The organism is Sphingobium scionense, assembly GCF_014197035.1.
GTDB classification, from domain to species: domain Bacteria; phylum Pseudomonadota; class Alphaproteobacteria; order Sphingomonadales; family Sphingomonadaceae; genus Sphingobium; species Sphingobium scionense.
Window position 1 is genome coordinate 41,038 of the sequence record NZ_JACIEU010000016.1, and the last position, 24,136, is coordinate 65,173.

Sequence of the window (24,136 nt, forward strand, 5' to 3'; positions counted from 1 at the left end):
GGATCAGGCGCTCTTGCGCCGGGGAGCGGCCTTCTTCGCTGGTGCCTTGCCCTTTGCCGGTGCCTTGCGCCCGCCTTCACCCGCCGATTTCTTGAGCGCGGCCATCAGGTCGATGACATTGCCACCCTTGCGGCCCGCCGGCTCGTCATCGACCTCCTCGATGATGCGCTTGCCCTTTGCCTTCTTCTTCTTCTTGTCGATCAGGCGATGGAGCGCATCGACATAGCGGTCGTGGAACTCCTCCGGCTTGAAGGGGGCCGTGCGCTTGTCGATGATGCTGACGGCAAGGTCCAGCATGTCCTCGTCGGCGGTGTCATCGGGCAGGCCACGAAAGTAGGTCTGCGCCTTCGTCACCTCGTCGGCGTAGCGCAGCACTTCCAGCACCATTCCGCGCCCGCAGGGCTTGAGCGAGACAAGCTGTTCGCGCCCGCGCACGGACAGCTGGCCAAGGCCGACCTTCTTTGTTTGGCGCAGCGCGTCGCGCAGGACGGCATAGGCCTCCTCGGCCAGATCATCGGCGGGCACCACGAAGTAGGGCTTTTCATAATAGAGGACGTCGATCGCATCGGCCTCCACGAACTGGACGAGGTCGAGCGTCTTGCGGCTCTCGATCTTCACCGCCTCGATCTCGTCCTGCTCCAGCAGGACATAGTTGCCCTTCGATATCTCGAAGCCCTTGAGTATCTCATCAGGATCGACCGGGCCGACGCCCGTGACGACCTTGTCATAATGGATGGGCTTGCCCGTGGGTTCATGGATTTGGCGGAAGCTGACCGCCGCGCCCGATTTGGTGGCAGGGTAGATCTCTACCGGGATGGAAACCAGCGCCAGCTTGATCTGGCCCTGCCAAAAAGCGCGTGCGGGCATGTTCGACCTCCGGACACGAGAGCGTGCGGAGGAGAAGATGGTTCCGGTTTGTGATAAACCGACCATCGACTTGCTGGACCGATAACATGTCGGCAGAGCAGCTGCAAAAGCGGGTTCTCAACTGGATTTACGGATCGGCGAGCATGTCACCGATCCTCGCTGCCCAGGGACTGCGGCGGTCACCGGCGAATCATGAACATCAATAACGCAAAAGCGGAATGTCTGCTGGCGGAGACGAGAAAATGGTGGATGAGCGTCTCAAATGGGCGCAAACCTGCCGGCCCATGCGGGTGGCGTGCAGGGCTGTCCCCGGACGATCAGGATCCTGCCGAGCCGCTCCTCCAGCGCCTTCACCCGCCGCGATATGGCCGATGGGGATCTACAAAGCTTCGACAATGCGGCATGCCGGGATAGCGCCATGGGCATGGCCGGTGACCATGGCCTGGACGATGGGTTAGGCTGGCGGATGGGTGACGTTCTATGCGCAAGGCGATCCGGCGGGCTTGTCCAGCTACTATCTCGACGCCGATTAACTGTGTCCAGATTTGTGCAATTGCCTTTTTACGGCAAAGGAAGTCATTGTAGCGTATTCATGTCTCGACCAAGCAAGGGTGCAGCTAAGTACCTGAATTTAAACATGGATACGCCACAAATTTCACTCTTTTAATCAGTAGGTCGCTGGTTCGAACCCAGCTGGACTCACCACCCTCAGACATAGCGATAAGACATGATCCCGGCGCATCGTCGCCCGATCGATGCTGCCAGCCCGCGCCGTTTCTGCACGCAGCGCACAACTGTCGTGCCGACAAACGACAGGACAGGATGCGCCCGGATGATATCGAGCGGGCGACGCGCCCGCCGCCAAGATCCGGGGCGCACACCGCGGTTTTCGAAAGCGGGCGCGTCACCCCCCTTCATTCCAACCTGTCGCGGCCTGCCCGCCACACAAAGCAAAACGCGGCCCCGGGACATGCCCGGAACCGCGTCTTTGCCTTTTCCCCAAAGGGAGATGGGATCAGAACTTGCCCTGAACACCAACGAAGAAGCGCTGGCCCGGATAGGCCACATCCACCGGCATATCCTTGTTGATGTAGAGCTTGGTGAACTCCTTGTTCAAATTCTGCGCCTCCAGGAAGACGCTGAAATGATATTCCGGGAAGCGCAGCGTGATCTTGCCGTCGAGATAACCTTCCGCCTTGCGATAGAGCGGGTTGTTGCCATTGTTGGCGTCGATCACCGTCGCCAGCCACTTGGACCGCTTATTGTAGCTCAGCCGGAAGTTCAGCCAGTCCTTGTCGTAGAAGACGCTGGCATTGTAGGTATATTTCGACATGCCGGGATATTCCTTCAACTCGGTCCCGGTCGCGCTGTTGGTCAGGTTGGTGCGAAGCGCGCGCGAATAGCTGAAGTTCGCGCTGGCGCCGAAGCCGTCGAACGGCTTGGGCAGGAAGGTGAAGGCCGTCTGGACATTGGCCTCGATCCCGTCGAGCAGGGCGCCGAAGCCGTTGACCGGCTGACGCACCGTATAGCTGCTGCCGTCCTTGAACAGGTCGACACCGTTGCGAACGACGTTCGGGATGACGAAGCTGGACTCATATTTCTTCCAGTAGCCCAGGCTCAGCATCGTGTCGGCATTGGGATACCAGGCCAGGTTCACTTCCCACTGGTCGGCGCGATAGGGCTTCAGGTCCGGGTTGCCGGCCGTGCAGGTATCGTCCGTGCCGGTGATGGTGGTGTCATCCAGGCAGTTGATGTTCGGCACCAGATCGGTCGGGCGCGGGCGCGCCAGATTCTTGGCCCAGTTGGCGCGCAGGAACAGGTCACGAGCCAGTTCCAGGTTCGCGTTGAAGGCCGGCAGGATGTCGGTGTAGGTGTTGCTGATCGTCACCGCCTGTGCCGCCAGCACCACCGTCTCGGTGCCGCCCGTCGAATTGAACCGGGTTACGCGGCTGACATTGGTGCCAAGCCCCGTATCCTTGGTGTGGGTCCAGCGGACACCGCCATTGCCGGTCAGGCGCATGCCGAAGATTTCGGTGTCGATATCGGCCATGACATAGCCCGACAGGACGGTCTCGTCGACCTTGGCGCTGGGCACCTGCGGGAAGCCATCGGCTTCGCGCACCAGATCATGGTCGAAGCCCGACAGGTCGTAGAATTTCGCCAGTTCCTCGGCATTGAAGTTCGGGAAGGCAATGCCGCTGGGAATGCCGGACGGCGCGCCCTTCAGGCCGGAAAATAGCGGCGCACCACCGGTCGTTCCGCCGATCGCCCCGATCAGCGCGGTATATTGCGCAGGCGTCATATACCAGGTGTTGCCATTGCGGACCTGGGTCGGGTTATCGACGATATTGGTCGTGTAGGACACGTTGGCCGACGACTGATAGGTCATGGTCGTGGGGTCGAGCAGCACCGAACCGCCGCCGGCATAGTTCAGGAATTTCTGCTTGCGGCCCTGCGCACCGAATTCGAACTTGCTGACGATCGGGTGATCGATTTCCCAGTCCACATCGACCTTGAACTGGTCTTCGCTATTGTTGAACTCACCGGGACGATATTGCAGCGCGGGGCCATAGACCGGCAGCACCTGGCCGTTGGCACCGGTGCGGGTGAAGTCGGCATAGACCGCCGGATCGGACGGGTCGAAATTGGACGGGAAGCTGAAGACCGGCAGACCCTGATCATTGTTGCGGTCGATCGAGATGCCCGACACGCTGGTGCCCAGCGAGATGAGGTTGGTCTGCTGATCGGTATGGGCGGTCGCGTGCGACGCCATCACGTCGATCTTCAGACGGCTATTGGGCTCCCAGGTGAAACCGCCGGAGAAATATTTGCTGTCCTGATCATAGCTGAAGTCGCGTCGTTGCACGCCGACGATGTTCGCTGCGCCATTCCAGTTGGGATTGGCAGCCGTACCGATGTTCACCGCATTGAGCGCGGTGGTCAGGCCGGTGACGACATGGTTCTCGTTGACGGTCGAGGTGCCCTGCTGCACCCGGCGACGCGACGTCGCGCCATTCAGGCCAGCCGCCAGTTGCTGATCCAGGTTGAACCGTTCGATGCGGGTCAGGTCGACCGAATAGTTGGTGTCCTGCAGCTTCTGGTTACGCAGGTTGATCTGCGCATTGGCATAAGCGCGGAAATTGGGTGCGACCTGATATTGCAGCGTCACGTCGCCCGAAATGCGCTTGTCGTTGCGCACCCACTGGCGATAGCGCGGCACGGTCGGCGCCCAGTCGAAGAACTGGGTTTCGCAGGCCAGGCGGTTCGCGGTCGCTGCTGCCGTGGTCGCGCCGCCAACGCCGGCGCAGCTCTCATAGCTGTTATAATTGGCGTAGAGCGGGTTCGCGACCGTCTTCTCGGTCGAATGGTCGAAATCAGCGAGGCGCGACCAGTTGGTGTTGCTGATATAATCCTGGCGCGTATCGACGTCGCTATAGGTGGCGTTGACCAGGATGCCGAGGCCATCGATCAGGAATTTGGGCGCACCGGCAAAGAAGGTGAGGCGCGGCTTCCAGGTTTCGGTCAGGTCCAGATGCTGGCCCGACGCGACCATCGAGATCAGCGGATCCTTCAATTCCAGCGGCTTGCGCGTTTCGACGCGCACGGTGCCCCCAATGCCGCCTTCGGTCAGGTCGACGGCATAGCCCTTGTAGACGTCGATCGACTTGACCAGTTCGGCCGCGATTTCGCGGAAGTCGCCGGCGCGGGTGCCGGTGGCGCTGACCTGGCTGACACCGTTGATCTCGACGCGGTTGAGGTCGGGCTCGACACCGCGGATCGAGATCTGGTTGCCCTCGCCAAATTCGCGGCTCAACTGGACGCCGGTGATGCGGGCGAGCGAGTCACCGATATTCTTGTCGGGGAAGCTGGCAATGTCGTCGGCCACGATCGAGTCGACGACGGTGTTGGCCGCCTTCTTGCGGTTGATCGCCGACTGGAGCGAGGCGCGGGTGCCGACGACGACGATATCGGCGGCCGAAGCGGCGCCCTGCTTCTTCTCGCCATCCTCATTTGTCTGAGCAATAGCCGAAGCCGACATCAGCATGACACCCGCCATGGCGAGGGCGGAAGCGCCCTTCAGCGTCCGGCGAACCATCGCAATGTTGGAAAAATGTTGCACGCTTTCAGTGGTATGCTCGCGCATAGCCGATCCCCTCTCTCCCAGAACACCCCATGACCGACTCCGTTTCCCCACGGTCGTCGAATCAGTTTCTAGACGGAGAGTTACTGAACCTATATGTGGGATGCAATTCTAATATTTGGATCAGTAGTGATCCTGAGGGGAGATTGATGCAAATGCGCACCACTATACGGGCCTTTACCCTGGCGCTGGCTCTGGCGTCTTCGACTATGGCGCTGGCCACTGGTCCCAATGCCCGTATAGCGGCCGAACGACTTGATCGGGGAGCGGTAGCGCTACCAGCGCATAATGGCGGCATGCTCATTACATGGCGTCTACTGGCTGATGATCCCGCCACCATCCGCTTCCGCCTGCTGCGCGACGGCAAGCCGATCCACGACAGCCGCGTCGGCGAAGCCACCGCCTTCGTCGACAAAAAGGGCAGCGCGACCAGCCGCTATGCGGTGCAGCGGATCAGCGACAGGAGCGCGCCCTCCCCCGCCATGATGTGGGACAAATCCTATCTCTCCATCCCCCTGACGCCCCCCGCCGACGGCGTCACGCCGGCCGGCGAGGCGTTCAGCTACACCGCCAATGATGCGAGCGCGGCGGACCTGGACGGCGACGGCCGCTATGAAATCATCCTGAAATGGGATCCGACCAACAGCCATGACAATAGCCAGGCCGGCTATAGCGGGCCGGTCTTCCTCGACGCCTATCGGCTCGACGGCACGCGGCTGTGGCGCATCGACCTTGGCCGCAACATCCGCGCCGGCGCCCATTATACCCAGTTCCTCGCCTTCGACTTCGACGGCGACGGCCGCGCCGAAGTGGCGATGAAGACCGCCGACGGCACGGTCGACGGCACCGGCACGGTGATCGGCGATGCCAGGGCCGACTGGCGCGGCCATGATGGCGAAGTGCCGCAGCGCGACCGCACCGGCGCCAAGGTGCTGCCCGATGGCACCAAGGTCGCACCGATGCAGGGCCGCATCGTCAAGGGGCCGGAATATCTGACTGTCTTCGACGGCCTCACCGGCAAGGCACTGGCCACCGCCCCCTATGATCCGCCGCGCTATCCCGGCGGCAATCCCACGACCGCGCAGCTGACCGAAAGCTGGGGCGACGGCTATGCCAACCGATCCGACCGATTCCTGGCCGGCGTCGCCTATCTCGACGGCCATCTGCCCTCGATGGTCTTTGGCCGGGGCTATTATGCCCGCACCGCGATCGCCGCCTGGGACTGGCGCGATGGCAAGCTGACCCAGCGCTGGCTGTTCGACAGCAGCCAGCCGGGCAAGGCCGACTATGCCGGCCGCGGCAATCACCAGCTTTCGGTCGCCGATGTCGATGGCGACGGCCGCGACGAGGTGATCTACGGCTCGATGGCGGTCGATGACGATGGCAAGGGGCTGTGGAGCCAGCCGTTCTTCCATGGCGACACCATGCATGTCGGCGACCTCGATCCCGCCCGTCCAGGTATCGAAAAATTCGGCGTGTTCGAGGATGTGAAGAGCAACGGCCAGCTAGGCTCTGCCCTGCTCGACGCGCGCACCGGCCAGCCGCTCTGGACCACCCCGGCCCAGCAAGATACCGGCCGTGGCGTCGCCGCCGATATCGACCCGCGCCATTGGGGTGCCGAGTTCTGGAACTCCAGTTCGGCCGAACTGTTCGACGTCGCCGGCAAGCCGATCGGCCCGCGCCCGCGCCAGATGAACTTCGCCATCTGGTGGGACGGCGACCTGCTGCGCGAACTGCTCGACAAGACGACCATTTCCAAATGGGACTGGGAAAATGGCAAGGAAATCCCCCTGCTCTCGCCCGATGGCCTGTCGTCCAACAACGGCACCAAGGCGACACCGGCGCTCCAGGCGGACCTGATCGGCGACTGGCGCGAGGAAGTGGTGTGGCGCAGCGCCGACAATCGCGAACTGCGCATCTACACCACCCCCTATCCGACCACGCACCGCTTCGTCACGCTGATGCAGGATCCGGTCTATCGCCTTGGCGTCGCCTGGCAGAACACCGCCTATAATCAGCCGCCGCACACCAGCTTCTATCTGGGTGCCGGCAAGCAGGGCGAACGCTGACAACGGCTCGGGCGGCGTGGCATTGCATGCGCCGCCCGATCTGACTGACCAATATATGGATCACATATCCATTTTTAGGGATATCTATTGACCCTTCGTCCGGCATCGCTCAAAGTGGCCTGACCAATATCAGAGAGGGCAAGGGCATGAAGCGGAAATCGGCTGTCGGCGCACGGGTGCGTCAGTTGCGGGGTGGCCTGGCCCTGCTGGCACTGATGCCGCTCCTCCCCTCGGTCCCTGCCGCCGCCCATGACGCGTCCACCGTCACCGCCTCGCCGCGCCACACCTATAATCTCAACCCCGGCTGGCTGATGACGACCGGTGACCAACCCGGCGCGCAGCAGCCCGGCTTTGACGACAAGGGCTGGCAGAACGTCACCCTGCCCAACGCCTTCAACGAGACGCAGGCCTTCGCCCGCGACATCAAGGCGCTGTCCACCGGCATCATCTGGTATCGCAAGCATATCACCCTCCCCGCCGGCGCAACGCGCGGCAAGGCCTTCCTGGAATTTGAGGGCGTGCGCCAGGCCGCCGAGATCTGGGTCAATGGCCGCTCGGTTGCGCTGTCCGAACATGGCGTGATGGCCTTCGGCGCCGATATCAGCGCCGCACTGCGTCCCGGCGACAATGTCATCGCCGTGCGCGTCGACAATGACTGGAAATATAAGGAACGCGCCACCGGCAGCGGCTTCCAGTGGAACAATGACAATTTCAACGTCAATTATGGCGGCATTACCAAGAATGTCCGGCTCCACCTGACGGGGCCAGTCTACCAGACGCTGCCGCTCTATTCGTCGCTCGGCACGACCGGCCAATATGTCTGGGCCGACGGCTTCGACATCGCCGGCCGCCGTGCCAATATTCATGCCGAAACCCAGGTCCGCAACGACAGCGCCGCCGCCCGCGCCCTGTCGCTCCGCGTCGAAGTGCGCGATCCCGCCGGCCGCCGCATTGCCCGCTTCGACAGCGCGGCAGCCTCGGTCGCGCCCGGCCAGAGTGCCACCCTCGCCGCCGCCGCGCCGGTCGCCGACCTCCATTATTGGAGCTGGGGCTATGGCTATCTCTACACCGTGACGACCAGCCTGATGGACAAGGACAAGGTCATCGACAGCGTCGACACCAGGACCGGCTTCCGCCAGACCCGCTTTGGCGATGGCAAGGTCGACCTCAACGGCCGCACCATCATGGTCCATGGCTATGCCCAGCGCACCTCCAACGAATGGCCCGCCGTCGGCACCTCCATCCCGCCCTGGATCAGCGATTTCTCCAACGCGCTGATGGTGGAGAGCGGCGGCAATCTGGTGCGCTGGATGCACGTCACCCCGTCGAAACAGGATATCGAATCCGCCGACCGCGTCGGCCTGATGCAGGCAATGCCGGCGGGCGATGCCGAAAGCGACGTGACCGGCCGCCGCTGGGACCAGCGCAAGGAGGTGATGCGCGACGCGATCATCTATAATCGCAACAATCCCTCGATCCTCTTCTACGAAAGCGGGAACGAGAATATCAGCGAAGACCATATGGCGGAGATGAAGGCGATCCGCGACCTGTACGATCCCCATGGCGGTCGCGCCATCGGATCGCGCGAGATGCTGGACAGCCGCATCGCCGAATATGGCGGCGAGATGATGTATATCAACAAGAGCGCCAAACATCCGATGTGGTCGATGGAATATAGCCGCGACGAAGCCGCCCGCGCCTATCAGGACGATTTCACCCCGCCCTTCCACAAGGATGCGCCCGCCTATAATCGCAACCAGGACAGCCACGCCATCGAGGATGTGAAGCGCTGGAACGACTATTATGTCATGCGGCCGGGCACCGGCACCCGCGTCAGTTCGGGCGGCGTCAACATCATCTGGTCGGACAGCAACACCCATTATCGCGGCGACAATAATTACCGCCGCTCGGGCGAGGTCGACGCGGTGCGCATCCCCAAACAGGGCTTTTTCGCGCATCAGGTGATGTGGAACGACTGGGTCGACAGCGTCACCCCCGCCACCCACATCATCGGCCACTGGAACTACGCCCCCGGCACCGTCAAGGACATGAGCGTCGTGTCCAATGGGCAGAGCGTCGAGCTGTTCCTCAACGGCCGCTCGCTCGGCAAGGGCCAGCGCAGCGATACCTTCCTCTTCAGCTGGAAAAATATCGCCTTCGCCCCCGGCACGCTCCGCGCCGTCGCCACCCACGCCGATGGCAAGACGTCGGAATATAGCCTCTCCACCACCGGCCCGGCGGTCGCGCTGAAGCTCACCCCCCATGTCTCCCCGCGCGGCTTCGTCATGGACGGCGCCGACATCGCGCTGGTCGATGTCGAGGCGGTCGATGCCCAGGGCCGCCGCGTGCCAGTCGATGCCAGCAAGGTCCATTTCGATCTCAAGGGGCCGGCGCTCTGGCGCGGCGGCATTGCCCAGGGCGACAGCCAGGGCAAGGTCCGCGCCGGCCAGACCGAAGGCGAAGCGGTCGTGACCAAGGCGCATGGCGCCGACGGCACCACTTCCTATGCCGGCACCGCGCGCGAGGAGGATAATTATATCCTCTCGCCCGACCTGCCGCTGGAGGGCGGCGTCAACCGCGTCCTGATCCGCGCCGGGACGAAGGCGGGCACCGTATCGCTCACCGCGACCGCGCCGGGCCTCAGATCCGCCAGCCTGTCGATCGCGACCAGATTGCCCGCCGCTGCCAGGAATGGCCTGTCCACCGATTTCGCCGACGCCTTCCAGCCCGGCAGCCTGGTGCGTGGCCCGACGCCTGTCACGTCCAGCTTCACCCCGCACCGCACCACTTTCCTCGCGCAGGATATCCGCGCCGGTTCAGGACAGGCCGATGCCGGTGCCACCGTCGACGACAATGAACTCACCCGCTGGGCGAGCGACGGCAAGCCGGACAATGGCTGGATCGAATATCACTTCGCCGCGCCGGTGCGCCTGAGCGAAATCGACCTGAAGCTGGTCGGCTGGCGCTCGCGTGCCTATCCGCTCGAACTGACGATCGACGGCAAGAGTGTCTGGCGCGGCGAGACCGAGCGGCAGCTTGGCTACACCACGCTGCGCTTCCCCGCCACGACCGGCCAGACGCTGCGCATCCGCCAGACTGGCCCGGTGCAGGACAAGGACGCCTTCGGCAAGGTCGTGGAACTCGCCAGCGCCCGCCAGGCCGGCGACACCGGCGCAGACGCCGTCCCGCCCGGCTGGCACCTCGGCATCGTCGAAGCCGAATTCCACGGCCCGGTGGACTGACACCCTCGGCCCGCACGCTCCCACATCCGTTCGTTTCGAGCCTGTCGAGAAACCAGAAAACCGCGCTGGCCGTTTCTCGACCAAGTGCATCCTGAGCGCCTGCCTCAGGTGACGCGGACAAATTCGGCCGGTTTACAGACGACCAAGAGCGGCGGCAAAATCCTCCCCTGCAAGGGGAGGATGGTCTGGAAGCGACCAGAAGCTGACCTGTTCCCCCTCCCGCAGGCGGGAGGGGGTTAGGGGGTGGGCTGGACGTCGCACAAGCCCACCCCGCTGCGACTAACGCGCTGCGCGCCTAAGTCTCGCTGCCCCTCCCGTTTACGGGAGGGGCATGGCAGGAAGCCACCCATCGCCGCCGTTCGGCGAACCTCAAAGCGAGTGCTACGACGCCTTGGCCAGTCCCGGCACCCGCACCGGCTGCGCCACCGGGCGGTTGAGCGCGACCGACAGCCGATCGGCCGTGCGCAGCGCCAGCGCGGCGATGGTCAGTGTCGGATTGGCCCAGCTCGACGTCGGGAAAGCCGACGACCCCACGACATAGAGATTGGCCTGGCCATGCACGCGCCCGTCCGCATCCACCACGCCTTGGCGCGGATCGGTCGCCATGCGGGTCGTGCCCATATGATGATAGCCGCCGATCGCATGGGAAGAGATGAGCGGATCGTTGCGCCACAGCGCGCCCGGTTCGTCCAGCCAGTCGGCCCGCTCGACCCGGCCCATGTCCAGCCGTTCGAGTTCACGGCCGAGGCCATCGACGAGTCCCGTCACGCTATGCTTGTCGATCGCCGACAGCCGCCAGTCCAGCGCCACGCGCGGCACACCCAGCGCGTCGCGCTCCCTGGTCAGCAACACCCGGCTGTCGGGATTGGGCGCCTGTTCGGCCCGCACCAGCAGCGCGATCTCCAGCTTGCCCGCTTTGTGCAGCAGCCAGGGGCGCAGCGGATCGACATGGCGCTGCGCCCAGGTCGCCGCCTTCTTGGTCATCATCCACATCCGCCGGCCACTGCGCGTCGGCGACATGTCGTGCTTCAGCGAGCCATAGGCCCGCATGCCCCAGAATTGCGACGCCCGCGCCGGTTGCCGCCCGACGATGGTCAGCGAGCTGTTGAGCAGCCCCTCGCGCCGCTGCAGATCGGCCGACGGGGTAATCAGTGCCGCCATGTCATGGCCGCCAATCCGGTGCCGCCGACCAAACGCCTTGAGCAGCGGCCAGGCTTTCGCATCGACGATCCGCCCGCCCCGCGCATGGGGATGCTCCATGAAGTTGCGGCCGACCTGATCGCGCTCATTGCCGATGTTCGACGCCAGCAGCAGCCGGGCATTCTCGATCCCGCCGGCCGCCAGCACGAAGGCGCGCGCCTCGACATGCAGATGCGCGCCGGCCAGCGCCTTCGCCTCGATCCGGCTGATCGCGCCATCCCTGGTCACGATCCGCGTGACGCTGGCATGGGTGATGATCTCGCAGCGCGGATGGTCGCGCAGGTCCTGGCACGCGTCGAAGGTGAAGCGGTTGAAGCGCGGATCGAAATTCCACACCGGCATGTGCAGTTCCGATTTGTCGAACCCCGGCAGCGGCACGCCATGGGTGCTCAGCGCGTCGGCGCTCGCCGGCTCGTCGCCAATCTCGAATAGGCCGCGCGCCTGGCCATAATAATCCTGTAGCTCGTCCCAGGACAGCGGCCAGCCCGATCCCGCCACCCAGTCGCGGCGCTGAAGGTCGATCGGGTCCAGCGTGGCACAGCGCCCGCCCCATATCGCCGTCGTGCCGCCAAAGAAGCGCAGCCGCGCATCGTCCAGATCATAATAGGGCTGGCCGACATTCCTGCCGGCGTTGAGGTCGGCGGTCGCCCGCTCATAGTCCAGCCCGCCGCTTTCCAGCAGCAGCACCTGATGCCCGGCCGCCAGCAGCCGGCGCGCGGTGGTGATGCCGGCCGCGCCCGCGCCGATGACGCAGACATCTGCCCGCCGGCGCAGCGCGCCGGCCTGTTGCGAGAGATCAATGCTCATTCATGCGTCCTGATTATTGGCCAGATCGGCCGCGTGCTTTTGAAGAAAATCCTGCGATTCCACGCCGGTCAGCACATAGACGGTGCCTTTTCTGGCCCAGTAGGCGATGGTCTCGCCGTCGACGACTTGCGTGCGCGGCGTTTCCGGCAGGCCGGTGACGGCCCGCGCCGCGAACAGCGACACCGGCGCCTTCTCGCCCGCATCGATCACCAGTTGCAGGCTTGGCCCATAGTCTGACGGGAAGAGCTGCACATCCAGCACCCGCCAGCCGGCCGGCAGCACCGGCACGTTGATATGGGTGGCGGACCGGACATCGGCCGGGTCGAAATGCGGGATTTCGGGCTGCGACTTCATGTGCGACCGCACCAGCGCGGTCTTGTGCGACATCAGGGCTTCCTCGATGAACACCGGCATCGCCTGCGCCGTCGGCGCGACGCCCATGTTCAGCTTGCCCACGCCCAGCGCCACCGCGGCGACGATGCCCGCCGCCATCGCCAGCCCGCCGCTCAACCGGCGAAACAGGCGGCTGCGGTGCAATGCACTCTCCACCTTGCGGGCGCTGTCATGCAGGCGTTGCTGCACCGGCTGCTCGTCGCGCTGCGCCAGCGCCCGCATCGCGTCGCGCACCGACAGGTCGGCCAGCACACGCGCGGCGACATCGGGATTGCGCACCAGATAATCGGCCACTTCCAGCCGCCCCATGGCATCGAGCTGATCGTCGACATAAGCGTGCAATTCGCATTCGGTGATGATGAGTTCAGCCATGGCTCAATCCCTCACGACACGCAGATGGCCGGGGCGCACGACGGGGGCGCCTTCTTCCAGCGCCCGCAGCTTCGCGCGGGCGCGGGACAGGCGCGAAATCAGCGTGCCGATGGGAATGCCGATCGCGTCGGCCGCATCCTGATAGGACAGGCCCTCGACCGCGACCATGTGCAGCACGGTCTGCTGCTCCTCCGGCAGGGCGGTCAGCGCCGCCTCGATCTGGTGCAGCCGCACCATCTGTTCCTGCGCCGGTGCCGCCATCGGCTCTCCCTGCGCCACGGCATCGGCGCGGAACCGTTCCCGCACGGCCGCCCGGCGGGTTCCGCTGATGAAGACATTGTGCAGGATGGAAAACAGCCAGACGCGCAGTGGCCGACCGCGCTGATAGCTGTCGGCATTGGCATAGGCGCGCACCAGCGCATCCTGTACCAGATCCTCGGCATCGCTTTCATTGCCGGTCAGTCGACGGGCATAGCGCATCAGCGCGGGCAACAGGTCGACGACCTTGGGCGGCGTGGGTTTCATACGTCACTTACGCCTCAGTGATCGCTTTAATCCCCCTTCGCCCAAATATTTCCGGATTATGTATCTTCAACCCCGTCAGGGCCGGATTTCGCGCCTTTCCGCGCTGCTGCGCAAGCCTGCTTCCAATATCTCCATCACCGCGATCGCCTCATCCGCAGGGACCGGATTGGCGCCCTCGCCCCGGATGGCATCGGCCAGCGCCTGCCAGAACAGCCGGTAATCGCCACGTTCATTCATGACCATATGGCTATCGCCCGCCGCATCGGTCAGATGGCCCGGCTGCGGATCGACGCCCCAGTCCGCCCCTTCCGGCCGCTGGCCCGCGACCGTCGCCGCTTCCTGCCCGTCGGTCCCATTCTTGATCCAGCTACCGCCCGTGCCATGGACGACGAAGCGCAGCCCATGCGCCGCCGCCTGCTTGGTCGCATGCAGCAGCACGCGATGGCGCGGGTAGCGCAGCGTCACATGGAAATAATCGGGCGATCCGGCCCCTTCGCGCAAAGCCGCAATATCCGCACTCACCCCTTCGGGCTTGCCGAACAGGCACAGCGCCTGGTCGACCAGATGCGGCCCCAGATCCTGCCAGATGCCCGCCGCGCGCGCATCCTTCCAGGTCGTCGCCGGGGTCGGTCGCCAGCGGTCGAAATGGCTTTCGAACTGGATGATCTCGCCCAGCCGCCCCTCGGCGATCAGCCGACGCACGGTGCGGAAATCCGCGTCCCAGCGCCGGTTCTGGAAGATCGCCAGCAGCCTGCCCGCAGCGTCCGCCTCGGCCGCCACACGGCGCGCATCGGCCAGCGTGGTGGCAAAGGGCTTGTCCACCAGCACATGCTTGCCCGCCCGCAGCGCCGCGATCGCATGATCGGCATGCAATTCATCGGGACTGCACACGATGACCAGGTCGATCCCCGGCAGCGCCAGCAGCGCATCGACATCGGGCACCACCTGCATGCCCGGCAGGCCGGCATGAACCTTCACGGGATCGCGCGAGACGACGGCGCGCAGCGCCATGCCCGGCGTCGCCATCACATAGGGCGCGTGGAACGCCCGTCCGCCCAGGCCATAGCCGATCAGGCCCACACCGATTTCCTGCATCATCATCGTCCCCTATCGCCGGGGGGATCACGGCTGTCGCGCCTTGCCCCAAAAAGATAGCATATACTATCTTCACGCCGAATCCCGCGAACAGGATCATGCCGAGAGGATAGCGCCTATGCTGTTGCGCCGACCATCGCCGCTTGTCGACCCGGCATCTGGTGTGCTGCGCGCCGAACATTTCCAGATCGCCTATGCGACCAACGATATCGACCGCGCCCAGGCGATCCTGGCCGATCGCTATGGCATCGGCGCCTTTCGCCGGCTCGAAGGGCCACTGGCGGCGGGCGGCCAGATCCGCGTCGAACTGGCCTGGGTCGGCCCGGTCATGTATGAATTGCTGACCGCCTCCGGGCCGGGGTCGGCCATCTATATGGACCGTCTCGCCCCCGGCGACGCTTTCCAGATGCGCCATCATCATCTGGGCTATCTGATCCACGACGACGCGCAGTGGCAGGCGCTGCTCGCCCGCGCCGAAGCGGACGGCCTGCCCGTTCCCCATGTCAGCCATAATATAGGCTTCATGCATAGCTGCTTCGTCGATGCGCCCGAGCTTGGCCATTATCTCGAATATATTTTCCCGACCCAGGCCGGGATCGACTTCTTCGCCGCCGTCCCCGCCACCTGACCAGTTCGAAAGGATCATCCATGCCCCCTGCCGCCCGCGCGATCGTCGTCGGCACCGGCTTTGGCTGCCGCATCCATGTGCCCGCACTGCGCGCCGCCGGGTTCGAGGTGGCGGGCCTCGTCGGCACCGATCCCGACCGCACCCGCCGCCGCGCCGATAGTGTCAACATCGCTGACATCTTCGCCGATCTGGGCGAAGCGATCGACCGCACCGGCGCGGTCGCGGTGACGATCGCCACGCCCCCCGCCACCCATGCCGCGCTCGCCCTGACCGCGATCGGGCGCGACTGTCACATCCTTTGCGAAAAGCCGATGGCCGCCGACCTGGCCGAAGCCCGCGCGATGCTGGCGGCAGCGGAACAGGCCGGCGTCACCCATCTCATCGGCAACGAGTTCCGCTGGGCGCCCGATCGCGCGATGATCGGCCGCGCCATCGCCAACGGGCTGATCGGCGATCCGCGCTATGTCACTCTGTCCAGCGTCCTGCCGATCGTCGCCGATCCCGCCGCCCGCATGCCGCGCTGGTGGTTCGATACCGGCGCGGGCGGCGGCTGGCTCGGTGCCCATGGCTCTCACCTGGTCGACCAGTTGCGCGTCTGGCTGGGCGAGGTCGACAGCCTCAGCGCCACCCTGCCCACCGTGTCTGATCGCCCGGCCGACGCGGCGGAGGACAGCTATATCGTCCGCTTCCGCATGAAGAATGGCGCGCAGGGCATTCTCCAGCACAGCGCCGGCGTCTGGGGTCCATCCGATAATATCAGCCGCGTCGCCGGCACCCATGGCACGCTCTGGGCGGACAAGGGCGTGGTCAAGATCGCCGACCGGGATGGCGTGCGCGACCTGCCGGTCGATGCCGACCTCCACCTGCCGCCGATCGAAGCCGACGATCCGCGCAAGGCGGCGATGCTGTTCGAACTCGCCCCCTTCATCCGCCTGTGCGAAGCCCTGCGCGCCGGCGTCGAAGGTCGGCCGATGCCCGATGGCGTCCCGATCCCGACCTTCCATGACGGTGTCGCGGCGATGGCGCTACTCGACGCGATCCGCCAGTCCGCCGCGCAGGACGGCGCGCGGATCCAAATGGCCTGAAAAAAGGAAAGGCCCGTCGACGGGGGGATGTCGACGGGCCCGATCTGCGAGACCGCCCGAGCGGGGGGAAGTGCGGCGGCCTCATGCAACAGAACGGGCCAGTGCCACGATGGTTCCCACCTTATTGCTGATGCGGCAGCAATTCGATGAACAGCCCCTCGGCGTCGGCACACAGCAGATCGCCGTCACGCAGTTCGCCGCGCACGAAACGCTTGCGCCCCTCGACCTTCGTCACCCAGGCGCTGACCTGCAATTCCTTATCGATCGGCGTGATCGCGCGATAATTGACGTGCAGATAGGCGGTCCGGGCCATCCGCTGCGCGCTCATATTCGCCGGCAGGCCCAATATCTCGTCGAACAGCAAAGCCACCGCCCCGCCATGGGCAGCATAATTGGCGCCCAGATGGAAGGCGCCAAAGGTTACCCGCGCATGGAGCGAATCGTCGCCCATCTTATCGGGGATGAAGGCCGGCGCGAACACCTGGCCATGGCCCGGCGCATCGCGCACCCGGCCGAACATGCGATGCGCCTCGTCCGCCACCATCGGCGTCAGCCGCTGCGTCCAGGCGGCCAGGTCCGCGTCCAGCGCCTGCGCCGTAGCGTCGTCCAGCTTGGCCTCCGCGACATGATCCAGGAAATCGCGCAACCGGTCGATCATCGCGCCATAGGGCGTATCGCCCGTCAGCCAGCGCCCGCCCAGCAGATCCCGTTCCTCGTCCGCTCCCGGTCCTGCCGCCGATCCTGCTTCCGTCATCTGTCGTCCTGCTCCCTTTGCCCCTGCTTAGCCATGCTTTGGCGGGCGAAGGAAGCCCCCGATCGGCGGGCAGGATGACGGCTGGATCGCCGCGCATCAATCGGGCGCGGTCGCGCCTTCCGGGATAACGCTACGGCGTTGCGGCATCATGCTGCGCCCCGGCACCATCAGGGGGCCATCCGGCAGATCGAAAAGAAAATCGCCCTCCGCGCCATTGATGCACAGGCTGAGACCCGACGCCCGGAAATGCAGCACCAGCCGCCGCCGCGCAGGATCCTCCCATTGGGCGACGCTCAGAGGCTGACCGCCCTCGTCCAGCCAGACGACATCGCCCTCGCCCAGCAGCGCCACGTCGGTCAGCTCGGCACAACGCCGCCGCCATTGCCCCAGCGCAAAGGCATGGGCCTCGATCTCCCGATCGCGTGCGTCCCATTCGATCCAGCTGATGCCATTATCCTGCGCATAGGCATTGTTATTGCCCATCTGGCTGCGCCCGAACTCGTCGCCCGCCGTCAGCATGATCGTCCCGCGCGAGCAGAAGAGGGTGGAGAGCAGCGCCTTGATGTCGCGCCGCCGCGCCGCGATGACCGTCGGATCGTCGCTCGCCCCCTCCACGCCGTTGTTCCAGCTGAAATTCTCGCCATGGCCATCGCGATTGTCCTCGCCATTGGCTAGGTTATGCTTGTCCGCATAAGCGGTGCAGTCGGCCAAAGTGAAGCCGTCATGGGCGGCGAGGAAATTGACGCTGCGGGTCGTCCCCTCGAAAATATCCGACGATCCCGCCAGTCGCGTGGCGAAGGCACCGATCGTGCCAGCGTCGCCCCGCCAGAAACGCCGCATATCGTCGCGATAGCGGTCATTCCATTCCAGCCAGGGCGGCCCGAACCGGCCCAGTTGATAGCCCCCCGGCCCGATATCCCATGGCTCGGCAATCAGGATGCGGTCGCCCAGCACCGGATCGGCGCGCATCTCCGTTAGCAGCGGCGCATCACGGTCGAACCCGTCCGGCAACCGCCCCAGCGCCGGCGCCAGATCGAAACGGAAACCGTCGATCCCCGCCTGCACCACGAAATGGCGCAGCGATTCCAGGATCATCCGGCGCACCATCGGCTGGTTGCAATCCACGCTGTTGCCGGTGCCGGTATCGTTGATCAGCCGCCCGTCCGCCTCGTGCCGGAAATAGGCGCGGGCATTGAGGCCGCGCAGCGACAAGGTCGGCCCCAGCCTGTCGCTTTCGCCGTCATGATTATAGACCATGTCCAGGATCACGCCGATCCCCGCATCGTGCAGCGCCGCCACCGTATCGCGCAGTTCGGCAAGCCCGCCGGGCGCCAGTCGCGGATCGAGCGCGAAATAGCTGACCGGATTATAACCCCAGGCATTGCGCAGGCCGAGCGGCGGCAAATGCCGCTCGTCGATCCACGCGTTGATCGGCATCAGTTCGACCGCGCCAACGCCCAGCTTCTGCAGATGATCGATCACCACCGGATGCGCCAGCGCGGCGATCGTGCCCCGCAGCGCTTCAGGAACGTCAGGATGCAGCAGCGAGAAGCTGCGCACCTGCAATTCGTAGATGAGCCCACCCGGCTGGAAGCGCGGCGCCGCCGAAGCGACGGCCGGCAACGGCGCGGCGACCACCCCTTTGGGCATCAGCGGCGCGGTATCTTCCCCCTGCCCGCGCGGTGCGGCCAGCATCGGATCATGGACGAAGGCCCGGTCGATCGCCGGCGCATGGGGATCGAGCAGCAGCTTGTCGGGGTCGAACCACAGGCCGCTATCGGGATCATATGGGCCATCGGCGCGCAGGCCATAGCGGGCCCCGGCACCGACGCCCGGCGCATGAACCTGCCAGACGCCCTCCTCTCCCCGCGCCATCGACAGGCGGGTTTCCCGGTCGTCCTGATCGAACAGGCAGAGCCAGAGCTGCGTCGCCTCCGGCGCCCAGACGGCAAAGCGGGTTCCGCCGGCATCGATCACCGGCCCGAACCCGCCCGCGCTCATGCGGCTTCGCGCCCCAGCAGGCTGCGATAGAGGGCCGCATAGCGCGCCGCGCTGTGGGTCCAGCTGAAATCGGCGCGCATCCCCGCGCGCTGCATCGCCTGCCAGGCCTCCGGCTCGCCATGCAGGCGCACCGACCGCGCGATCGCGCCGTGCAGCGCCAGCGGATCATCGCCGGCAAACAGGATACCGGTCGCCACGCCCGCGCTCACCGCCGCCTCATTGGCGTCGATCACCGTGTCGGCCAGGCCGCCGACCCGCGCTACCACCGGCACGCAGCCATAGCGCAGGCCATAAAGCTGGGTCAGGCCGCACGGCTCGAACCGCGACGGGATCAGGATCGCGTCGCCGCCCGCCTGCAACAGGTGCGACAGCGGCTCGTCATAGCCGATCTGCACGCCCACCCGGCCGCGATGCCGGTCCGCCGCGGCCAGGAAACCGCCCTCCAGCGCATGATCGCCCGATCCCAGCACCGCCAGCTTCGCGCCCAGCCCGACCAGATGGTCGATCGCGTTCATCATCAGGTCCATGCCCTTTTGCCAGGTCAGGCGGCTGATGATGACGAAGATCGGCGCATCGTCGCGCTGCAAACCGAACCGTTTTTCCAGCGCCCGGCGATTGGCGCTGCGCCCGCCAAGGCCGCGCGCACTGTAACGCCGCGCGATCAGCGCATCCTCGGCCGGGTTCCAGATGTCGGTATCGACGCCGTTCAAAATGCCGTGCAGCTTGTCACTGCGTCCATTGATCAAGCCATCCAGCCCCATGCCATGGACCGGCGAGCGGATTTCATCGGCATAGGTCGGGCTGACCGTTGTGATCGCATCGGCCGACACCAGCCCCGCCTTGAGGAAGCCGGTGCCGCCATAATATTCGACACCGTCCATGCCCCAGGCCTCGGCCGGCAGGCCCAGCTGGGCAAAGATTTCCGGCCCGAACCGCCCCTGAAAGGCAAGATTATGGATGGTGACGACGCGCGGCACGGCATGGGCCGGGCCAAAGCGCATATAGGCCGCGGTCATCGCCGCCTGCCAGTCATGGACATGGACGATATCGGGCACCCAGCCCTTCACCCCCTCCGCCGCAATGTCCGCGCCGGCGCGCGACAGCGCGGCAAAGCGCCGCCAGTTATCGCCCCAGTCATTGCCGCCATGGTCGCCATAGGGACCACCTTCGCGCGCGAAATAATCGGGCGCATCCAGCACCAGCAGGTCAAGGTCGCCGACTTTGCCGGCCAGCACCGTCGCCGAGGCGCCGAACAGCCCGTCATACCGCCGAACAGCCTTGGCCTTGCCCAGCTTCGACAGCACAGATGGATAGCCCGGCACCAGCGTCCGGGTCTCGACATCATGGCCGGCCAGCGCAGCGGGCAGCGCGCCGACCACATCGGCCAGCCCCCCGGTCTTGATCAACGGATAGATTTCGGACGCAACCGACAGAAGCTTCATCGTCATCCTTCGTTTCAGGCCACCAGCCGATCGATCATCGGCTGCGTCACCAGGCACACGCCACTGTCGCTCCGACGGAAATGCTGCGCGTCGAAGGCCGGATCTTCGCCGATGATCAGGCCAGGCGGGATGCTGATACCGGAATCGACCACGCATTTGTGCAGCCGCGCGCCACGCCCGATCTCGCAATCGGGCATGATGATGCTCTCCGTTACCGAAGAGAAGCTGTGCGTGCGCACGCCCGAGAAAAGCAGGCTGCGATGCAGCGAGGAACCCGACACGATGCAACCGCCCGCCACCAACGAACTGGTCGCGGATCCGCGCCGCCCTTCCTCATTATGGACGAACTTGGCGGGCGGCGTGACTTCCGAATATGTCCAGAGCGGCCAGCTCCGGTCATAGAGGTCAAGGCTCGGCACCACGTCGGTCAGGTCGATATTGGCCTGCCAATAGGCGTCGATCGTACCGACATCGCGCCAATAGGGCACCAGTTCGCTTTCCGCGCGCACGCAACTGCTGGAAAAGCGATGCGCCACCGCCTTCCCATGCTTGACGATATAGGGGATGATGTCGCCACCGAAATCGCGCTTGCTGGTCTTGTCGTCGGCGTCGCGCCACAGTTGCTCGATCAGGAATCGGGTGCGAAAGACATAGATGCCCATCGACGCCAATGCCATGTCGGGCTGGCCGGGAATAGCGGGCGGATCCTTGGGCTTTTCAACAAAGGCGGTGATCACGTCGGCTTCGTCGACATGCATCACGCCAAAGCCGACCGCTTCCTTGCGTGGCACCTCCAGGCAGCCGACGGTGACATCCGCGCCACTGTCGACATGCTGCTGCAGCATCAGCTCATAGTCCATCTTGTAGACATGGTCGCCGGCCAGGATGACCATATATTCCGGCGCATAGCTTTCGATGATGTCGATATTCTGGAACACCGCGTCGGCCGTGCCCTCATACCATTGGCTTTCGGAAATACGCTGGCTGGCGGGCAGGATATCGAAGCTCTCGTTGCGCTCGGGCCGCAGGAAGTTCCAGCCGCGCTGCAAATGGCGGATCAGCGAATGGGCCTTATACTGGGTCGCCACGCCGATGCGGCGAATGCCGCTGTTGAGCGCGTTGGACAGCGCAAAGTCGATGATCCGCGCCTTGCCGCCGAAATGCACCGCCGGCTTGGCCCGCCGGTCGGTCAACTCGGCGAGGCGACTGCCGCGCCCGCCGGCCAGCACATAGGCCATGGCGTCGCGCGCGATCGGCTGATTGCGTTGTTGCATTAGGGCTCCTCTCTCGTGCCCGCGACCGCCTGCACGCGTCCGTCGGTATCAATAGTCCAGTTCCAGCATCAAGGTTCCGAAGGGGGGAATGGTTATGTTCGCCCATCCTTCTCCATCGGCCTCGACCACACCCATATTGCCGGCACCGCTGCCGCCATATTCGCCCGCATCGGTATTCAGTATCTCGCGCCAGCGGCCGCCGGCCGGCAACCGCATGCGATAGCCATGACGCAGCACCGGGGTGAAATGGCTGATGACGACGATCGGCGCGAAACCGGGCGCCCGCCGTTGCCAGGCGAAGACGGAGTCCGCAGCGCCATCGACCAGCACCCATTCGAACCCTTCCGCCTCGCAGTCGCGCGCATGCAGCGCCGGTCGCGATCGGTAGAGCTGGTTAAGATCGCCCACCAGCAACTGCACCCCATGATGGGGGGCATGGTCGACCAAGTGCCAGTCGAGTGCCCGTCCCTCGCTCCACTCGCCACGCTGGGCGAACTCCTGCCCCATGAACAGCAGCTTCTTGCCGGGATAGCCCCACATGAAGGCATAATAAGCCCGCAATGTCGCGAATTTCTGCCAGTCGTCACCCGCCATCTTGTGCAGCAGCGACGATTTGCCATGCACCACCTCGTCATGGCTCAGCGCCAGCACGAAATTCTCGGTGAAGGCGTAGAGCAGGCCGAAGGTGATGTCGTCATGATGATGCTGACGATGCACCGGCTCGCGCGCCAGATAGCGCAGCGTGTCGTGCATGAAGCCCATATTCCATTTGAAGCCGAAGCCCAGCCCGCCCTGATGCACCGGCGCCGACACTTGCGGCCAGCTGGTCGATTCCTCGGCGATCGTCATCACGCCGGGAGAGGCCGCATAGAGCGCCTTGTTCATCCCCTGCAGGAAGGCGACCGCCTCCACATTCTCCCGCCCGCCATGGTCGTTGGGGATCCATTCGCCGGGCTTTCGCGAATAATCGAGGTAGAGCATCGAGGCGACCGCATCGACCCGCAGCCCGTCGACATGATAGCGTTCGGCCCAGAAGAGCGCGTTGTTGGTCAGATATTCCGCCACCTCGCGCCGGCCGAAATTATAGATCGCCGTGTTCCAGTCCGGCTGGAACCCCCTGCGCGGATCGGCATGTTCATAAAGCGCGGTGCCGTCGAACCGGGCCAGGCCATGCTCGTCGGTCGGGAAATGCGCCGGCACCCAATCGAGGAGGACGCCGATCCCAGCCCGGTGCGCGCCGTCGACAAAGCGGGCGAACCCCGCCGGATCGCCAAAACGCGCTGTCGGCGCATAGAGGCCCAGCGTCTGATAGCCCCAGCTTGGGTCATAGGGAAATTCGCTGATCGGCAGCAATTCGATATGGGTAAAGCCCATGCCCACGACATAGGGGATCAGCCGCTCGGCCAGCGCATCCCAATGCAGGAACTCGCCATTTTCGTCGCGCTGCCATGACCCGGCATGCACCTCATAGATGGAAATGGGCTGGCGCCGCGCATCGGCCTTCTGCCAATAATCGCGGTGTCGTGCATCGCCCCACACATGCGCCGGCGGGCCGTTGACGATCGACGCGGTCGACGGGCGCAGTTCCGATCGGAAGGCGAAGGGATCGGCCTTGAGCGGCAGCACCACGCCGTCCGGCCCGACAATCTCGAACTTGTAGGGGTGGCCGATGCCGACTTCGGGCAGGAAGATTTCCCACACACCCGCATCCTGCCGGTGCCGCATCGCCGCGCGCCGTCCGTCCCAGCGGTTGAAGTCGCCAACCACCGACACGCGCCGGGCATTGGGCGCCCAGACCGCGAAATGGGTGCCCGCCACGCCCTCATGCTCCATCGGATGCGCGCCCAGCTTTTCGAACAGGCGCTTGTGCGATCCTTCGGCAAAATAATAATCGTCCATCGGCCCAAGCACCGGGCCAAAGCCATAGGGGTCGATCGTCGCATAGGTGCCGCCATCGGCATATTGCGCCTCGTAGCGCAGGGGCTGGCGCTTGCGGATCTTGACCTTGCCCTCGAACAGCCCGGCCGGGTGGATCAGCGCCAGTTCGCCGACCGGCTTGCCATCCAGCGTCTGCGCATGGACGCCCACGGCATCGGGCAACAATACGCAGGTGGTAAAACCAGCCTTGTCGCTGCCGGGATCGGCCGGATGCACGCCAAGCGTCGCGAAGGGATCGGCATCCCGCCCTTCGACCAGCCGGTCGATCTGCTCCGGCGTCAGCACGCTCCTATCTCCCGTCTC

At 65.0% G+C, this 24,136-nt stretch carries 16 protein-coding genes; 4 read left to right on the forward strand and 12 right to left on the reverse strand.

The annotated features are described in order from the left end of the window. Positions 1 to 3: 3 nt before the first annotated feature. The 3 genes from ku to GGQ90_RS18510 all read right to left on the reverse strand — a co-directional run bounded on the left by ku (position 4) and on the right by GGQ90_RS18510 (position 5,011). Positions 4 to 867 (reverse strand): non-homologous end joining protein Ku, encoded by an 864-nt coding sequence (gene ku / locus GGQ90_RS18500; protein WP_188083456.1) that lies wholly within the window; start codon positions 865 to 867, stop codon positions 4 to 6. 258 nt (positions 868 to 1,125) lie between these two features. Continuing rightward, positions 1,126 to 1,293 carry a LysR family transcriptional regulator gene (locus GGQ90_RS18505; protein ID WP_343053892.1) on the reverse strand — a complete coding sequence of 56 codons (168 nt, stop codon included), beginning with the start codon at positions 1,291 to 1,293 and terminating at the stop codon, positions 1,126 to 1,128. Between the two features lie 589 nt (positions 1,294 to 1,882). Further along, entirely contained in the window at positions 1,883 to 5,011 is a 3,129-nt protein-coding gene (locus GGQ90_RS18510; protein ID WP_188083457.1) for a TonB-dependent receptor, read from the reverse strand. 146 nt (positions 5,012 to 5,157) lie between these two features. On the opposite strand from GGQ90_RS18510, the gene GGQ90_RS18515 reads away from it, so the two are divergent. Together GGQ90_RS18515 and GGQ90_RS18520 are read left to right on the forward strand one after the other, a co-directional pair. Continuing rightward, positions 5,158 to 7,077, forward strand: coding sequence for a rhamnogalacturonan lyase (locus GGQ90_RS18515; protein ID WP_223178331.1), 1,920 nt, complete (start codon positions 5,158 to 5,160; stop codon positions 7,075 to 7,077). A 146-nt stretch (positions 7,078 to 7,223) separates the two neighbouring features. Beyond that, on the forward strand, positions 7,224 to 10,319 hold the full coding sequence (locus GGQ90_RS18520; protein ID WP_188083458.1) for a DUF4982 domain-containing protein: 3,096 nt from the start codon (positions 7,224 to 7,226) through the stop codon (positions 10,317 to 10,319). A gap of 381 nt (positions 10,320 to 10,700) precedes the next feature. On the opposite strand, the gene GGQ90_RS18525 is transcribed toward GGQ90_RS18520, so the two are convergent. From GGQ90_RS18525 to GGQ90_RS18540, 4 genes are all read right to left on the reverse strand, one after another. After that, positions 10,701 to 12,326 (reverse strand): FAD-dependent oxidoreductase, encoded by a 1,626-nt coding sequence (locus tag GGQ90_RS18525; protein ID WP_188083459.1) that lies wholly within the window; start codon positions 12,324 to 12,326, stop codon positions 10,701 to 10,703. Further along, positions 12,327 to 13,091 (reverse strand): anti-sigma factor family protein, encoded by a 765-nt coding sequence (locus tag GGQ90_RS18530; RefSeq protein WP_188083460.1) that lies wholly within the window; start codon positions 13,089 to 13,091, stop codon positions 12,327 to 12,329. It lies immediately after the preceding gene. 3 nt (positions 13,092 to 13,094) lie between these two features. Further along, positions 13,095 to 13,616, reverse strand: a complete 522-nt coding sequence (locus GGQ90_RS18535) for a sigma-70 family RNA polymerase sigma factor (RefSeq protein WP_188083461.1) — start codon at positions 13,614 to 13,616, stop codon at positions 13,095 to 13,097. A 75-nt stretch (positions 13,617 to 13,691) separates the two neighbouring features. Continuing rightward, complete coding sequence (locus tag GGQ90_RS18540; protein ID WP_246428314.1) at positions 13,692 to 14,714, reverse strand: oxidoreductase; 1,023 nt, start codon at positions 14,712 to 14,714, stop codon at positions 13,692 to 13,694. A gap of 115 nt (positions 14,715 to 14,829) precedes the next feature. Here GGQ90_RS18540 and GGQ90_RS18545 point away from each other — a divergent pair, with 115 nt between their 5' ends. Both GGQ90_RS18545 and GGQ90_RS18550 read left to right on the forward strand, forming a co-directional pair. Further along, on the forward strand, positions 14,830 to 15,339 hold the full coding sequence (locus tag GGQ90_RS18545; RefSeq protein WP_188083463.1) for a VOC family protein: 510 nt from the start codon (positions 14,830 to 14,832) through the stop codon (positions 15,337 to 15,339). Positions 15,340 to 15,359: 20 nt separating this feature from the next. Then, positions 15,360 to 16,424, forward strand: coding sequence for a Gfo/Idh/MocA family protein (locus GGQ90_RS18550; RefSeq protein ID WP_188083464.1), 1,065 nt, complete (start codon positions 15,360 to 15,362; stop codon positions 16,422 to 16,424). A 121-nt stretch (positions 16,425 to 16,545) separates the two neighbouring features. Here GGQ90_RS18550 and GGQ90_RS18555 read toward each other — a convergent pair whose 3' ends face one another. The 5 genes from GGQ90_RS18555 to glgB form a co-directional block, all read right to left on the reverse strand. Further along, the gene (locus GGQ90_RS18555) at positions 16,546 to 17,178 is read right to left on the reverse strand and encodes a PaaI family thioesterase (RefSeq protein WP_188083465.1); all 633 of its coding nucleotides are present in this window, start codon (positions 17,176 to 17,178) and stop codon (positions 16,546 to 16,548) included. A gap of 96 nt (positions 17,179 to 17,274) precedes the next feature. Beyond that, positions 17,275 to 19,179, reverse strand: a complete 1,905-nt coding sequence (glgX, locus tag GGQ90_RS18560) for a glycogen debranching protein GlgX (protein ID WP_188083466.1) — start codon at positions 19,177 to 19,179, stop codon at positions 17,275 to 17,277. Beyond that, positions 19,176 to 20,627 carry a glycogen synthase GlgA gene (glgA, locus tag GGQ90_RS18565; RefSeq protein ID WP_188083467.1) on the reverse strand — a complete coding sequence of 484 codons (1,452 nt, stop codon included), beginning with the start codon at positions 20,625 to 20,627 and terminating at the stop codon, positions 19,176 to 19,178. The genes glgX and glgA overlap by 4 nt, the downstream gene beginning before the upstream one ends. Positions 20,628 to 20,635: 8 nt before the next feature. After that, complete coding sequence (gene glgC, locus GGQ90_RS18570; RefSeq protein WP_188083468.1) at positions 20,636 to 21,895, reverse strand: glucose-1-phosphate adenylyltransferase; 1,260 nt, start codon at positions 21,893 to 21,895, stop codon at positions 20,636 to 20,638. Positions 21,896 to 21,943: 48 nt separating this feature from the next. Next, on the reverse strand, positions 21,944 to 24,118 hold the full coding sequence (gene glgB / locus GGQ90_RS18575; RefSeq protein ID WP_188083469.1) for a 1,4-alpha-glucan branching protein GlgB: 2,175 nt from the start codon (positions 24,116 to 24,118) through the stop codon (positions 21,944 to 21,946). Positions 24,119 to 24,136 lie beyond the last annotated feature (18 nt).

Excerpts from the sequence above, each read along its gene's own strand:
- ku (WP_188083456.1), bottom strand. The coding sequence starts at position 867 with ATGCCCGCACGCGCTTTTTGGCAGGGCCAGATCAAGCTGGCGCTGGTT.
- GGQ90_RS18505 (WP_343053892.1), bottom strand. The coding sequence starts at position 1,293 with ATGCCCATGGCGCTATCCCGGCATGCCGCATTGTCGAAGCTTTGTAGA.
- GGQ90_RS18510 (WP_188083457.1), bottom strand. The coding sequence starts at position 5,011 with ATGCGCGAGCATACCACTGAAAGCGTGCAACATTTTTCCAACATTGCG.
- GGQ90_RS18515 (WP_223178331.1), top strand. The coding sequence starts at position 5,158 with ATGCAAATGCGCACCACTATACGGGCCTTTACCCTGGCGCTGGCTCTG.
- GGQ90_RS18520 (WP_188083458.1), top strand. The coding sequence starts at position 7,224 with ATGAAGCGGAAATCGGCTGTCGGCGCACGGGTGCGTCAGTTGCGGGGT.
- GGQ90_RS18525 (WP_188083459.1), bottom strand. The coding sequence starts at position 12,326 with ATGAGCATTGATCTCTCGCAACAGGCCGGCGCGCTGCGCCGGCGGGCA.
- GGQ90_RS18530 (WP_188083460.1), bottom strand. The coding sequence starts at position 13,091 with ATGGCTGAACTCATCATCACCGAATGCGAATTGCACGCTTATGTCGAC.
- GGQ90_RS18535 (WP_188083461.1), bottom strand. The coding sequence starts at position 13,616 with ATGAAACCCACGCCGCCCAAGGTCGTCGACCTGTTGCCCGCGCTGATG.
- GGQ90_RS18540 (WP_246428314.1), bottom strand. The coding sequence starts at position 14,714 with ATGATGCAGGAAATCGGTGTGGGCCTGATCGGCTATGGCCTGGGCGGA.
- GGQ90_RS18545 (WP_188083463.1), top strand. The coding sequence starts at position 14,830 with ATGCTGTTGCGCCGACCATCGCCGCTTGTCGACCCGGCATCTGGTGTG.
- GGQ90_RS18550 (WP_188083464.1), top strand. The coding sequence starts at position 15,360 with ATGCCCCCTGCCGCCCGCGCGATCGTCGTCGGCACCGGCTTTGGCTGC.
- GGQ90_RS18555 (WP_188083465.1), bottom strand. The coding sequence starts at position 17,178 with ATGACGGAAGCAGGATCGGCGGCAGGACCGGGAGCGGACGAGGAACGG.
- glgX (WP_188083466.1), bottom strand. The coding sequence starts at position 19,179 with ATGAGCGCGGGCGGGTTCGGGCCGGTGATCGATGCCGGCGGAACCCGC.
- glgA (WP_188083467.1), bottom strand. The coding sequence starts at position 20,627 with ATGACGATGAAGCTTCTGTCGGTTGCGTCCGAAATCTATCCGTTGATC.
- glgC (WP_188083468.1), bottom strand. The coding sequence starts at position 21,895 with ATGCAACAACGCAATCAGCCGATCGCGCGCGACGCCATGGCCTATGTG.